The sequence below is a fragment of the Nitratiruptor sp. SB155-2 genome (assembly GCF_000010325.1).
Lineage (GTDB): Bacteria > Campylobacterota > Campylobacteria > Campylobacterales > Nitratiruptoraceae > Nitratiruptor.
This window is the reverse complement of sequence record NC_009662.1, coordinates 34,706-47,883: the sequence shown is the minus strand read 5'-3', so window position 1 is coordinate 47,883 and position 13,178 is coordinate 34,706. Positions and strand designations below refer to the sequence as shown.

General features: G+C 40.3%; 17 protein-coding genes and 1 pseudogene. 9 read left to right on the top strand and 9 right to left on the bottom strand.

From position 1 onward, the window contains the following. The first annotated feature begins 52 nt into the window (after positions 1–52). A complete protein-coding gene (locus NIS_RS00260; RefSeq protein ID WP_011979592.1) occupies positions 53–442 on the top strand; it encodes a DUF6858 family protein in 390 nt (129 codons plus the stop codon). Here the strand turns inward: NIS_RS00260 and NIS_RS00255 are convergent. Together NIS_RS00255 and NIS_RS00250 are read right to left on the bottom strand one after the other, a co-directional pair. Beyond that, entirely contained in the window at positions 439–744 is a 306-nt protein-coding gene (locus tag NIS_RS00255; protein ID WP_041353942.1) for an antibiotic biosynthesis monooxygenase family protein, read from the bottom strand. The two genes, NIS_RS00260 and NIS_RS00255, sit on opposite strands and share 4 nt — an antisense overlap. A gap of 9 nt (positions 745–753) precedes the next feature. Then, positions 754–1,248: an LOG family protein gene (locus tag NIS_RS00250; RefSeq protein WP_041353941.1), complete on the bottom strand. Its 495-nt coding sequence runs from the start codon at positions 1,246–1,248 to the stop codon at positions 754–756. Between the two features lie 96 nt (positions 1,249–1,344). On the opposite strand from NIS_RS00250, the gene NIS_RS00245 reads away from it, so the two are divergent. The 7 genes and pseudogenes from NIS_RS00245 to NIS_RS00215 all read left to right on the top strand — a co-directional run bounded on the left by NIS_RS00245 (position 1,345) and on the right by NIS_RS00215 (position 7,001). Further along, on the top strand, positions 1,345–2,370 hold the full coding sequence (locus tag NIS_RS00245; RefSeq protein WP_011979591.1) for a ribonucleotide-diphosphate reductase subunit beta: 1,026 nt from the start codon (positions 1,345–1,347) through the stop codon (positions 2,368–2,370). Next, complete coding sequence (locus tag NIS_RS00240; RefSeq protein ID WP_011979590.1) at positions 2,360–3,067, top strand: carbon-nitrogen hydrolase family protein; 708 nt, start codon at positions 2,360–2,362, stop codon at positions 3,065–3,067. Before NIS_RS00245 ends, NIS_RS00240 begins: the two co-directional genes overlap by 11 nt. Then, positions 3,064–3,699, top strand: a complete 636-nt coding sequence (locus tag NIS_RS00235) for a protein-L-isoaspartate(D-aspartate) O-methyltransferase (protein WP_011979589.1) — start codon at positions 3,064–3,066, stop codon at positions 3,697–3,699. The genes NIS_RS00240 and NIS_RS00235 overlap by 4 nt, the downstream gene beginning before the upstream one ends. Before the next feature lie 63 nt (positions 3,700–3,762). Then, positions 3,763–4,092: pseudogene (locus NIS_RS00230) on the top strand (ferredoxin-thioredoxin reductase catalytic domain-containing protein); the annotation flags it as partial. A 79-nt stretch (positions 4,093–4,171) separates the two neighbouring features. Next, positions 4,172–5,749 (top strand): phosphoenolpyruvate carboxykinase (ATP), encoded by a 1,578-nt coding sequence (gene pckA, locus NIS_RS00225; RefSeq protein ID WP_011979587.1) that lies wholly within the window; start codon positions 4,172–4,174, stop codon positions 5,747–5,749. A gap of 145 nt (positions 5,750–5,894) precedes the next feature. Then, positions 5,895–6,395, top strand: a complete 501-nt coding sequence (locus NIS_RS00220; RefSeq protein WP_011979586.1) for a YeeE/YedE thiosulfate transporter family protein — start codon at positions 5,895–5,897, stop codon at positions 6,393–6,395. A 9-nt stretch (positions 6,396–6,404) separates the two neighbouring features. Then, complete coding sequence (locus NIS_RS00215; RefSeq protein WP_011979585.1) at positions 6,405–7,001, top strand: YeeE/YedE thiosulfate transporter family protein; 597 nt, start codon at positions 6,405–6,407, stop codon at positions 6,999–7,001. A 28-nt stretch (positions 7,002–7,029) separates the two neighbouring features. Here NIS_RS00215 and NIS_RS00210 read toward each other — a convergent pair whose 3' ends face one another. From NIS_RS00210 to NIS_RS00200, 3 genes are read right to left on the bottom strand one after another with little or no spacing between them, the layout of a single operon-like run. Continuing rightward, a complete protein-coding gene (locus NIS_RS00210; RefSeq protein ID WP_011979584.1) occupies positions 7,030–7,623 on the bottom strand; it encodes a hypothetical protein in 594 nt (197 codons plus the stop codon). Between the two features lie 8 nt (positions 7,624–7,631). Next, a complete protein-coding gene (locus NIS_RS00205; protein ID WP_197524228.1) occupies positions 7,632–8,936 on the bottom strand; it encodes a SagB family peptide dehydrogenase in 1,305 nt (434 codons plus the stop codon). Then, positions 8,884–9,186 (bottom strand): DUF309 domain-containing protein, encoded by a 303-nt coding sequence (locus NIS_RS00200; RefSeq protein ID WP_011979582.1) that lies wholly within the window; start codon positions 9,184–9,186, stop codon positions 8,884–8,886. Before NIS_RS00200 ends, NIS_RS00205 begins: the two co-directional genes overlap by 53 nt. 112 nt (positions 9,187–9,298) lie before the next feature. Here NIS_RS00200 and NIS_RS00195 point away from each other — a divergent pair, with 112 nt between their 5' ends. Beyond that, on the top strand, positions 9,299–11,146 hold the full coding sequence (locus NIS_RS00195; protein ID WP_011979581.1) for an NERD domain-containing protein: 1,848 nt from the start codon (positions 9,299–9,301) through the stop codon (positions 11,144–11,146). A gap of 13 nt (positions 11,147–11,159) precedes the next feature. On the opposite strand, the gene NIS_RS00190 is transcribed toward NIS_RS00195, so the two are convergent. Genes NIS_RS00190 through NIS_RS00175 form a run of 4 tightly spaced genes read right to left on the bottom strand, consistent with a single transcriptional unit; the run spans position 11,160 to position 13,134 of the window. Beyond that, positions 11,160–11,564 (bottom strand): hypothetical protein, encoded by a 405-nt coding sequence (locus NIS_RS00190; RefSeq protein ID WP_148164046.1) that lies wholly within the window; start codon positions 11,562–11,564, stop codon positions 11,160–11,162. Between the two features lie 8 nt (positions 11,565–11,572). Beyond that, the gene (locus NIS_RS00185) at positions 11,573–11,917 is read right to left on the bottom strand and encodes a thiosulfate oxidation carrier complex protein SoxZ (RefSeq protein WP_011979579.1); all 345 of its coding nucleotides are present in this window, start codon (positions 11,915–11,917) and stop codon (positions 11,573–11,575) included. A 9-nt stretch (positions 11,918–11,926) separates the two neighbouring features. Further along, the gene (locus NIS_RS00180; protein WP_011979578.1) at positions 11,927–12,397 is read right to left on the bottom strand and encodes a thiosulfate oxidation carrier protein SoxY; all 471 of its coding nucleotides are present in this window, start codon (positions 12,395–12,397) and stop codon (positions 11,927–11,929) included. A gap of 8 nt (positions 12,398–12,405) precedes the next feature. Next, positions 12,406–13,134: a Rieske 2Fe-2S domain-containing protein gene (locus NIS_RS00175; RefSeq protein ID WP_011979577.1), complete on the bottom strand. Its 729-nt coding sequence runs from the start codon at positions 13,132–13,134 to the stop codon at positions 12,406–12,408. Positions 13,135–13,178: the final 44 nt, after the last annotated feature.

The window sequence follows — 13,178 nt, the reverse complement described above, 5'->3', positions numbered from 1 at the left end:
GACTTTCATATTTTATAGTTATAATTATGTACATTCTCGTTAAAGGAGCAGTATGAAACAGATGACATTAATGGAAAAATATCCTTTGTTTGTTCTGGAATTAAATAAAGAAGAGACAGGGAAAAAGAGTGTCGATGAGATCATTACCTATCTGAAAGAAAAAATCGAATCTCATCCAGTGGCAACCTATATAGCAACATTCGATCACTACGCACATACAAAAAGTCTTACTGAAGGAGAGGTAAGTCCTGATATCCAAGCAGCGAAAAATATTGTATTTTGTTTTGGAAAAGAGCTTCCAAAACCGGAAGTCATGGGTGTGCGACCAAGAAGTATCGGTGTTGCGGATTTGGGAGAAAAGTTCGTCATCAGTTTTCTCGAAGCACCAAACCCCGTAGCAAACAATGCAATGGAAGAGTGGGTGAAAGGTCTGAGGGGCTAACCCTCAAACACCTCTACGCTAGGCTGAGCAGCAAACCACTCTTTGGGTGGCAGGTTCTCATGCGATTTTTTGAAAGTATCGCTTTTCGTATATCCAAGAAAACTTTGCAAATCTTTCCATTTTGTTTCAACAATAAAGGTATTGTTTGGTGGCATATGGGGAATCGAAAGAGGTGTGAGAATCTGCATGCCCTCAAATCCTTCCATATCGCTCAAATCGATACCGGTTTTTTCTCGTAGATGTTTGACAAACTGCTCTTGAAACTCTGGCTTTATAGGCAACCTTGTATGAACCACAATCATCTGTACTCCTTAGAAATTTTTTTGAAACTCCGCTAGCGTATCATAGATTTCCACATTTTCCAAAAAATTTTCATCAAAACAGTTCATTTTTTTATACTCTGTCCCCAGTAGAACGATTCGAATATCGGGTTTCAATCCTCCATATTTCAAAGCTGTGACCATAAAGATCTCATTGAGTGTGCCGATACTTCCTCTTTGGGCTACAAAAAGTTCGCTTCCCTCAATCAAAAGCTCCAATCTCTCATACAGAGTCTTTGCCAAAATTTTTTTGGATAGATATGGATTTGGCGGACGATACCGATCGAATGCCTCCAAACCAATACCGATACAGGTACCGCCAGCTTCATAGACTCCTTTGCTTACCGCTTCCATGAGCCCACCGTATCCGCCACACTTCACCAAAAAACCCTGTTGCGTTAAAAACCGGCCAAGTGCTATCCCTTCTTCATACTCATACGAATCTTGATCGGCTTTCGATGCCCCAAAAGTGGTGGCTACTTTCATCATTTTGCCTTTATGCTAAAATAGTTCTCCAATTTTAACAAAAGAGTTTTCTAAACTTTTTGGCAAAAGAGTATAGGAAGCTCTTAGGAGGATGAAATGACATACCATCGCAAAAAGATCTACAACCCCGAATCACACGAAAGCGTCAATGAGCGAAAAGTCTTTGGCGGCGATCCTACGGGGATTTTTGAGCTCAATAAAATCAAATACCAGTGGGCATATAATCTATGGGAGATGATGCTGGCCAACACCTGGTTTCCAAAAGAGGTGGATATGACCCAGGATGCCAGGGATTATAAGCTTTTGACAGATGCAGAAAAACTGGCGTACGACAAAGTTTTGGCTCAGCTCATTTTCATGGATAGCCTTCAAACAAATAACCTCATAGACAACGTCAACCCATATATCACCGCTCCAGAGATCAACCTTATCCTGGTACGCCAGGCGTTTGAAGAGGCTTTACACTCCCAAAGCTATGCGGTGATGGTGGATTCTATCAGCCAAAACACCGATGAGATTTATGAACTGTGGCGAGAAGACCTCCAACTCAAACAAAAAAACGACTATATCGCACACGTTTATGAAGAGCTGGCCGCCAATCCGAGTGATGAAAATATCGTCAAAGCGATGTTTGCAAACCAGATCTTGGAAGGTATCTACTTTTATAGCGGATTCACTTACATGTACACCCTCGCTCGAAGCGGGAAAATGCTTGGAAGTGCTCAGATGATTCGATTTATCCAAAGAGATGAGGTCACCCACTTGCTCATTTTCCAAAACATGATCAATACCGTCAAAAAAGAGCGCCCTGAACTCTTTACAAAAGAGCTTATCGACGATGTATACAAAATGTTTGAAGGGGCAGTGGATCTAGAAACAAGTTGGGGCAAATATATCACTCAGGGACAAATCCTGGGTCTAACCGACGAGATCATCGAACAATACATCAAGTATCTTGCAGATGATCGGCTCAAACGAGTTGGTTTAGAGCCAATGTACAATGTGGAGCATCCTATCAAATGGGTAGATGATTTCAGTAAGTTTAACGATCAAAAAACGAACTTCTTTGAAGGCAATGTAACCAATTACTCGAAAGGCAGCCTCGATTTCGATGATTTTTAGTGCAATCCAGTGTCAAACAACAGCAGATTTTGATCAAAATCTAAAAACCTTCAAAAAACTGATCCAACAAAGCGGCGACATCGTTGTCGCTCCTGAAGTGGTACTCACTGGATTTGCCTACGATAGATTTGAAGAAGCCGCCGAGTTTGGCCAAAAAGCACTCGAAGAACTTCTTCCACTTTCCAAAAACCGAATTATCTGCTACACCCAAATAGAAAAACGAAAAGGCAAGTTCTACAACATCGCTAAAGTTTTATATAAAGAAAAGCTCGTTCATGAACAGCCAAAAGTGAAGCTTTTCAAATTTGGGGGTGAAACGGACTATTTCAGTGCAGGCAATCTAGATCAAATCGATCTTTTTGAGATAGATGGTAAAAAATTTGGACTTCTCATCTGTTTCGAATTGCGTTTCATCGAAATTTGGCAGCGTCTCAAAGGAGCTGATATCATTCTTGTTCCTGCCATGTGGGGGCGCCTTAGAAAACGCCACTTGGAGCAGTTCACCCAAACTTTAGCTCTCATGCATCAATGTTTTGTCATAGCAAGCAACAGCGCCAATGCAGACATGGCCAAAAGCAGTGCCATTATTGACCCTTTCGGTATCCCTTACAAAGATGACAGAAAAGTGCTTCTCAATAAAACGGTAGAGTTATCAGCCATCAAAAAAATGCGACGCTACATGGACATAGGATTATGAATATTATAGAACGAATAGAGCTGCAAAAATGCCAAAAAATGGCAGACAATATCGATACGATCTTTCCTCTTGAGCCTCCCATCAAAGAAGCCTTCGCCTCAGTTCGCAGAGAACTTTTTGTACCCCTTGGTTTCAAACATCACGCCTACAAACTGGATGCCCTTCCCATTGCCGGGAACCAATGGATCAGTTCCCCTCTGACCGTAGCAAAAATGACGCATTTCTTAGAACCAGTCGGAGCAGACAGCGTATTAGAGATAGGATGCGGAAGTGGCTATCAAGCAGCCATTTTGAGTCGAATCGTTCGAAGAGTCTTTACGGTAGAGCGAATCGAAAGACTCGTACGTGAAGCAAAACAGCGTTTCAAAGAGCTTGGTACCTCCAACATCCATGTCCGTTACGCCGATGGCATGCTTGGTTGGAGAGAGTTCGCTCCCTACGATCGTATTCTTTTTTCGGCAGCGATCGAAACAGTACCGAAAAATATTTTCGATCAATTGCACGATGAGGGCATATTGGTAGCGCCAATCATCAAAGGGGAGCGTCAGGTTATCACCAGGTTTTACAAAAATGGCAATAAAGAGGAGCTTGATGAGTGTCTCTTTATCGATTCTAAAACGGGAGTGGAGTAAATCTATTTCAAATTCCTTAAATCTTTTGGCTGGTATGATAAATAAAATCAAAAGGAGAAGATGATGGCTGAAAGAAAAAATGTAGATATGAGTAGCCAGGAATTTTTGGATGAACTGGAAAAAACGAAAAAATTTACCGATAAAGTATGTCAGCAGTTTGGATGGGTCTACAATCCAAACGAAGAGGTCAACGAGGGTGTCACTATGGGTCTGGCGAGAAACAAACTCATGTATGGAAAGCGCTTTTGTCCATGTTTTATGGTGATCGAAGAGAATGGAAAATTTAAAAGTGCAGATGATCGAATCTGTCCTTGTAAGCCGGCAATTGAAAAAGAGATTCCCGAAGAAGGAAAGTGCCATTGCGGGATATTTTGTACACCAGAATATGCTGCCACACATAAACAATAAATTTTGCCAATTTTAAGTAATAAGTGTTACAATTTCATAACAAAATCACTCAAAGAAGGTCAAAATGGAGATAAACGATTTTGACAAACTTGGCATCAAAGATGTCAAGAAGGTCTATTACAATCCAGACTACGAAACACTTTTTCAAAAAGAGCTAGAACAGCAAGAAGGTGTGGAAACGACTCTTGGTGCAGTAGCAGTCGATACGGGAATCTTCACCGGAAGGAGTCCAAAAGACAAATATTTTGTCAAGCAGCCTCCAAGCGAAAAATATATCGCATGGGGAGATATCAACCAACCGATCTCAAAAGAGATCTTTGACGAGCTTTTTGAAAAGACAAAAGAGTATCTCAGCGGTAAAGAGCTCTACGTGATGGATGCGTTCGCTGGTGCCAGCGATGATAGTAAAAAGGCGATTCGGGTCGTCACAGAGATCGCCTGGCAAGCACACTTTGTCAAAAATATGTTTATCCGGCCAACTGAAGAAGAGCTTCAAAACTTCCATCCCGATTTTACCCTCTATGTAGCAGCCAACCTCAAAAATGATCGATATAAAGAACATGGCCTCAATTCAGATGTCTTTATTATCTTCAATATCGAAGAAAATATAGCGATTATCGGCGGTACATGGTATGGGGGAGAGATCAAAAAAGGGATTTTTTCCATGATGAACTACTGGTTGCCACTAGAAGGTAAACTCAGTATGCACTGTTCTGCAAACATCGGGGACAAGGATGATGTAGCGCTCTTCTTTGGTCTTAGCGGAACCGGGAAAACGACCCTAAGTGCCGATCCAAACAGACGTCTTATCGGTGATGACGAGCATGGATGGGACGACAACGGCGTTTTCAATTTCGAAGGTGGCTGCTATGCAAAAGTTATAGGACTCGATCCAGAAAAAGAGCCGGATATCTACGCTGCCATTAAACGAGATGCTCTTTTGGAAAATGTTGTTGTCAAAGAGAATGGTGAAGTCGATTTTGAGGACTCCAGCAAAACAGAAAATACCCGTGTAAGCTATCCGATCTATCATATCTGTAAGCACAAAGAGGATCTTCAAGGGCCACATCCAAAAAATATCATCTTTTTAAGTGCCGATGCTTTTGGCGTTTTGCCTCCGGTAAGCAAGCTCACAAAAGAGCAGGCGATGTACTACTTCTTAAGCGGCTACACAGCCAAAGTAGCTGGAACTGAGCGGGGTATTACAGAACCTGTAGCAACATTCAGTGCATGTTTTGGAGAAGCTTTCTTACCGTTGCACCCTACAGTCTACGCAAAACTACTTGGAGAAAAGATCGATAAACATGGCGTCAATGTCTATCTTGTCAATACGGGATGGACTGGAGGTCCATATGGAATAGGGCAGCGAATGAGTCTTCCTGCTACCAGATCCTGTATCAATGCCATACTCAATGGCTCCATTACCCAAAGCGAATATGAGATCCTACCAATATTCAATCTCGAAATTCCAACATATGTTGAAGGGGTTGATCCAGCAATCCTCAATCCAAGAAATACTTGGGAAGACAAAGAAGCCTACGATAGACAGCTCGAACATCTAGCGAAACTATTTATCGACAACTTCAAACGATACGAAGGTTACGGAAACTTCGACTACTCAAAAGCTGGTCCACAGCTTTAGTCCTCCGCCCTTTCGGGCGTAACCGCTCATTCACACACTCTTTTTATGATAAATATTTTTTAATAAAATATTAAATTTCATATATTTTGCTTATTTTCTTTTGTTGTATTATAATTTTACTAAATTTTATATATAAGGAGACCTTATGGTATTTCCAAAAAGACTTGGTTGGATCCCGGGAGCAGTAGCCATTGCTCTTTTAATCTGGTTCACATTCTCTACTTTTGGAGCAGATAGACCTATCGGGGCATCTACGGCAATTGCCTATATGGGAGCATGGCTGTTTGATCTACAAAACGGCGAATATGGCAAAAAGATAGCAAATCCAGGTGCATGGGAAGTGATCTTTTTGATGGGTGTCCTTCTTGGCGGTTTTTTGACATCTGTATTTATTACAAAAACATTCAAGTTTCGCATCTTGCCGCCACTATGGAAAAAGCATAAAAACAGTTCATCTGCTTCAAGACTGTTTTGGAGTTTCATCGGTGGTTTCATGGTCGTTTTTGGCGCCCGGCTAGCAGGTGGATGTACCAGCGGCCACTTTTTAAGTGGAGCAAGCCAGACAGCTATCAGTGGGCTTATCTTTGGCGGCGTTGTCATTGTGGTACTAATCGTTACCGGTAGACTTTTTTATAAAAACCTATAAGGAGCAATGATGAATTTCAACATCGTAGAGTTTTTTTCCCATACAATCGATCTTGTCCAAAAACAGCATCATGGCTCACTTCTGACGATTTTTCTTATTGGCGTTGTTTTTGGTGTAATCATACAATGGACAAGGGTGGATACATTCGACAAAATAGCTGGTTTTGCCATGCTTAAAGGTTTTAAAGTACCTAAAATGCTCTTTTTAGCTATCGGAATCGCCAGTATAGGTCTCTATTTTATGATCAAAATGGGTTGGGCACACTACCATGTGAAACCGATTATTTTAGGGGGACTCATTCTGGGTGGCATTATTTTTGGTATCGGTATGGCCATTTTGGGTCTGTGTCCAGGAACAGGACCGGTCGCAGTGAGTGAAGGAAATATCGATGTACTCACTGGCCTCATTGGTGGACTTTTAGCAGGCGCACTCTTTACCTATCTCTATCCGTCACTCAAAACCATCATGGGGCCAAATCTTGGAAAACCTACTTTGGCACAACTTGTTGGGCATGACTGGTTTATATTCATTTATGGAGCTGCTCTCATGCTTATCGCCTTTTTGCTCCCAAGCCATGAGATTGAAGAGGAGGTTGGCGAAGTCTAAAATAGAGCCATCGAAACGATGGCTTCTCCTAGGATTTCTTGTTTTCTAAAAGGCTAGTAGAACCATTGGCGATCTGCAAAAGCTTCTCTTCTTGCTCTTTTGTTAAATCTCCTTTTGCCACTGCCTCGATCAATTTTGAAGCAACTTGGGCTTGCAGCTCTTTTTGCTTGAGCATCATCTCTTTTTCATGAATCTCTTCTTGCAATCGCAATTTTTCCAATTCAATGCGCTCTTTATACGCCTGATAACGTCTAAATGCGAAGAAAAGAAAAAGAAGCAGACCTATCCCTAAAATGAACAGATACCACACCATTTTGGACTGGGCTTCTGCTTTCTTTGCCTCAGGCGCACTCTCCACTTTCGCTTTTTCGATCTCTTTCTCTTTTTGAATCGCAACCGTCTTTTGCTTGATCTTTTCTACATCAACTGCTTTCTTGTACTCCATGGAAGCGATATTCTCTTTGGTTTTTGCCTCCAATTGAGCTTTTTTTAGCTCCAACCGCTCCTTTTTATCAAACACATAAGGATTTTGCTTTTGCATAATGACTTTTATGAACTGCTCTTTCTCGGCTTCCCCTGCCAAAAGAAAGAAAAGAGGAACAAAAAGGAGAAGTAGTCGCATCTTCACTCCTATATGCCTATTGCTAAGGCATATAATACCATATCATCCGTTTGTAAAAACTCTCGTACCTCATCGTCATAGTAAGCTCCAATACCGCTGCATCCAATGCCTAAATATTCACTTGCAATATAGCATCTGTGACCTATGAGTCCGGCTTTTTGATAGAGAGGCTGATAATTTTCTCCATGGCTTGTAAGAAAAAAGGTTACAGCACTTTGACTCCCAAGAGCTTGCTCTAAACACAGATACCCCGCTTTGTTGTGGAAATCCCCCTCCTTTACAAGCTCACTATTTTTATAGAGTCCTGGCTGAAGCCCATCTACCCGGTTGATAACATACCAGATATCCACTTTTTCATCACAGTCACTCGGGACAGGGTTTCGCATCCAAGAAAGAATAAACTCAAACTGCTCTTTTTTGATATACTTTCCTTCAAAATCTCGTATACTTCGTCGCTGCATCACCGCTTCTTCGAGCCTTTTTGGCTCAAAAGGAAATTTTGGAAAGCGAAAATTCGCTTTGCAGTTTTTCAAATAAAGCGTCTCTTTATAGGCATCTTCTATCACACTGTTTTGCTCAAATGTTCTTGTACCATCAACAAAAGGCAGTTTCATATCGAACAATTTTGCTTCTTTTTCCAACGGGATACCTACAACTGCACTACTTAAGAAAAACTCCCTGCTTTCAAATCCAAAAGCTTCATTCAAAGCTTCTTTATCGAAGTCATACAAAATATAGTAGGCTCTTTCAAACAAAAAGGCACTTACCTCCAATGCTCCTAAGGCATGGCCGGTATCGAGCAAACAATATCGAAAGGCTCTATTTTTATATTTCCAGCTGGAGCGGTAATAGATCGTAGAAAAGAGAAAAATAAAACCTTTGATTTGCCTCTTTTTTTCAAAGAATATCTCTATACCCTCATCCTCCTGTAACGGATACAAAAATTTAAGGCCATTTTCGGCTACGCTAAAATGGTATATTCCATTCTCGAGTCCATCGACACCTCTAGATTGAAAATAGATCTCAACCGGATATAGGGCTCCGGCACTTGGAATGGTACGAAGATAGTATTCGACTCCAGGATAGACCTTTTTTGCGTTGATACCACCTATTCGATAGATGAATGTGTGCAAAGGATTATTCATATCTAGTGGAATAAAAGGGTATGTTGTAGGATATATTTTAAAAGGAATAGGCTGTTTGGACCAGTCTAAATAGTTTGGGTTTTTACGAACGCTCCAGTAGGAGTGTTTCGTCGCTTCATGATAGATATTTGTCATAGCAGCTGTCCAAAAATTTGGCTGTCCTTTCAAAAAATGGCTCTTTGCATTCGTTGATCAAAACTTTATATTTCAAATAGTTTTGCCACACTTTTTTTGCATTTTCCACTCTTCCGAGCCTTCTAAGCTCCAGGGCCACAGAAGCGTTGATAAATCCTTTTAAAACCAAAATATACACATCTTTGCTCTTTCTTCTTGGAAACCAAATCTCTTCGAGCACTTCATGTGCTTCATAAAACTGCTCTTTTTTTATAAGATCGATAAATTCTTGTAAAGCTTTCATAAAACCCCTTTTTCCTAAACTATCTGTACTATATGCAACTTTCCTTTTAGATAAAATTATTCATAAGGTTACATACCATTTTTATGAAGGCTTTTAATGAAAGGGTAGAAGTATGCGGCAAGGAGTCTTAAACATATTTACTCGCCTGGGCATTGGACAAAAAGGGGAAGATGAAGTATTGGAGGCTATTAGAAAACTTTTGCAAGAATCATCCAATAACTATTTTCTCATACCCAAAGCCAAAATTTCCAATGGCACAAGCACCATTGAGATCGACCTCACACTGCTTCACGCAACATTGGGCATCTTTGCGATAGAAGTAAAAAACTGGAAATCCCTTGAGTACATCTCTCCAACCAATGATCCATTTGAACAAGTATCTCTTTATAAAAATATCCTTTTGGGACATATCGAAGACAATTTGGGAAAAATCCCGATCAATGTGGAGTATAGAGTCGTTTTTCCCAATATCTCCAAGAATGAGGGAGATATCTTCTTTCAAAAAAATCCTAAATACAAAAACTATTATAACCACACCTTCTTTCAAGAGGATCTCAATGATAGAGCGCTTTTTAAAAGATTTTTTCATGCAACCAAAAATTTGATTCCAAATAAAAAAGAGTTTTTGGCTATCGCATCGCTTCTTGTGGATAAAAAGAGTATAGAAAAGAAGAAGGAGAAGATTCTTCCGGTCATCACCCAAAATGAAATCATGTTTTTTGATTATAAACAGTTAAGTATCCTCAACAACTACACAAGTGGTTTTCGAATCATCAGAGGGGTTGCCGGAACGGGAAAAACAGTCATCTTAACAAATTTCATCATCAATAGAATCAAAAATGATCCCGATGAAAAAATCCTCGTTTTGTGCTTCAACAAACAGCTCAAGAGTATCATTTCGAGTGCGTTCAATGAATCGGAACAAAAAAATGTAGCGGTTTTATCGCTGTTTGATCTTTTAAAAAGAATCGATTTTGACGAAGAGGCTGTCGGAATCGACGAAAAAGATTCCTTCAATGAAAAGTTTGAAAAACTCAAAACCAAAGCTGCGACAAATGAATTTCAAAAGAAATTTCGCTTGCGTCTAGAAAAAAAGCCTATCGATCTCTTTCTATGCGATGAAACGCAAGACATGCCACCAAATCTGATGAGAGTGATCTATGAAGAGATCAAAGACTGCATCTTTTTTATAGACGAAGCACAAAAATTTTACACCTACTCCATGAACTCCATCGCAGAGGTGTTCCATCATCCCAGCTTTCCAAAAATCTCCATGAAAGGGAGAGTCAAAAACTTAAAAAATGTCTACAGAACGCCCTCAAATATCTCAAAATGCGCTTTTGAGATCCTCTCCTACGATACAAAACTCAATGCATACTATAGAAAATCCCACTATCTTGATAAAAGTTTTTTGAATGATATCAACTTTTTATTAGCCGATGGAACGATCCACATAGGAGAGTATGAAGAGTTTTTAGATCTCAAAGAGTTCATTGCACAAAAAGAGTACAAAGATATCACTATTCTTACCCATTACAAAGATACGGTACAAAAATGGCAACGCCATTTTCAAAAAGGCGGGTTCAACCACATCAAAGTTATGACTTTTCAATCCATCAAAGGACTGGAATCTGATCTGATCATTCTGCACAATCTGGATGAGTTTTTAAAAATCGTTGATCAAAAAGAGTCAGAACTGCTCTATCGAAAACTCTATGTTCTGTTGACCCGAGCAAAAAAAGAGGTTGTCATCTCTTTGCCAAAAGAGTATCAATCTCCCTCGCAGAAAGTTGAAAAAGTTCTTCACACACTCAAAAAATATGCATCTACACATGTTGAAAATGAAGATAATGTAACTACGGCAAAATTGATTCCAACCATTAAAAAGTATAAAGAAGAAGCGGAGATGGTTGTTTTAGCGGCAGAACTTTTTAGTCTCGTAGCAGGTATTTTTGCTTAAACGGGGGGGCTGATCACCACCCCCGTATTCGCATATGGCAACTGTTGCACTGCCGTAGAAGTTGTGCATGATCGTTCATCACATCTTCCATATTCCCTTTTGCAAAAGCTTCTTTTGCATCTTTTGCATACATTTCAATCAACTTTGCCGTTTTTTGGGCAAACTTATAGGCATATTTTTGACTTTCCGGTAAAAAGTGCTTGACATCCACTTTTTCAAGCACTTTGATATTTTTCAAAATTCTATCGGCACCATCATCCAAACACTCTTTACAGTTATACAAAATCCCTTTTTGCATAAGCTCCATCCCGGCGGCAAACTTTTGCATCTCTATTTGCATCTTCGTCCGGCCCCTTTTGTCTGCAAAGAGTGACGTAGTCAGTACACATGTCAATACTACGAATATCCATCTTTTCATTTGCGATCCTATTTTGGATTTATTTTCGTACTTTTTTCAAACCTGTTCCCCCTGTTGTCCATCCACACAGCTTTTACGACTCCTGGACCCTTGATGCGAAGCGGAAATTTGACCTTTGGATTTGGACTCGAACTCACTTCAAAGTCAAAACTGCATACCTGCTTGTCGTTATAAAAAATAACAAGCTCTTTTACAAAAAATCTCGGCTTGAGCTGGCCAGAATGCTTATCTTTTTGAAAACCTGTATCCATCGGATGAATGGTAATCGCTTGAAAAATCACCACATCACCAACTTTGTACTCTCTTGTCGTTGGCTTAACAACCCCTCGTCTCCAATTAAACTTCTTACTCATTTACACTCCTTACCCACATCCACCAAGAGCGACTTTGATATGTTTTCTTGCCTCAAAAACGATATCATCATTCGTTCGAGCCAGTAGCACAACATCCTGCGTACCACCCAGTTTTGCATTCACATACAGATACGCTTTGCCATTATCCGGAGTATAGTGGGCTGTGATAACTTTGTTCACTCTATTTTTTGTGGTCAATACATCAATTCGTTTTATATATTTTCCCGCTTCCATCGGATACTCCACTTCCACTTCGATCGGAACAACCAAACCGTTTTCCGGAGCATCCGGGATATTGAGTCTCATCTCTTTTGCATTTTTAATGATCTTTTTCGCACCTTCGGTTGCATCGGCATAGGCCTCTTGAAATGAAAGCTCTATCGCTTCATTGTCACTTTCGTCAGCTTTAATTTGTATTCGTCCAACCATTAAAGTTGCGATTGCAAATCCACTCACCTGTAAAAACTCTCTTCTTTCCATATCCATCCTTAGTATTGGATTATCTCTTTCGTATACTCTTTCAATGGCACCGTTTTCGCACTCACTTTGACTATCTTTTTTGCTTTTCTGATATTGCGGTAAAACTCTTTCAATTCCGGTTTGAATGAACGAAAATAGTCGTGAAACTTATCTGCACCCAACACTCCAACTGCCCAAATGTGCCCTTGATCATCTACTTCTAAAACAATGGACGCTAGTGGTTGAGGAGCAGGTCCAGCCAACACTTTCGCACCCGCTTTTGGATCGTATGCCGAAAGATGGGAAGAACAGACAATGATACCTCCCTCTTTGTAGGCCATCGTCTTTTTACCCTTTGGTACATAGGTTATAAAACTGTCATTTGGAGTAGGGTGGGTTAGCTGATGAGGACATATTGCGCTGTATGCAACCAGGTCCTTCTCTTTGCCCACACCTCCTCTCCATACATATTCTGAGCCATCTTCCGCTTTGAGTTGTACCTCAGGCAAAGTTTTCGTATCAGTTCGTAGTAAAAAGTTTGGCGTAGATGCATACGGATATTGGAAAATATAGGGCACCTCTTTTTTGAGAGCACTATATACAACCGGATTTCCCTCCGTATCTACAAGCTGCACTTTTTCATATGCCTTATACAGCTCTCCTGTATCAGCTCTCAAATATCCTTTAATAAGCGAAGGGGAGGCAGCTACCATCAAAGCGCTGCCTCCGACAACTTTAAAAAAACCTCTTCTATCCATTTTTAATCCTAATCAAGATATAATTAGTTTGCGCAATTTCGTGG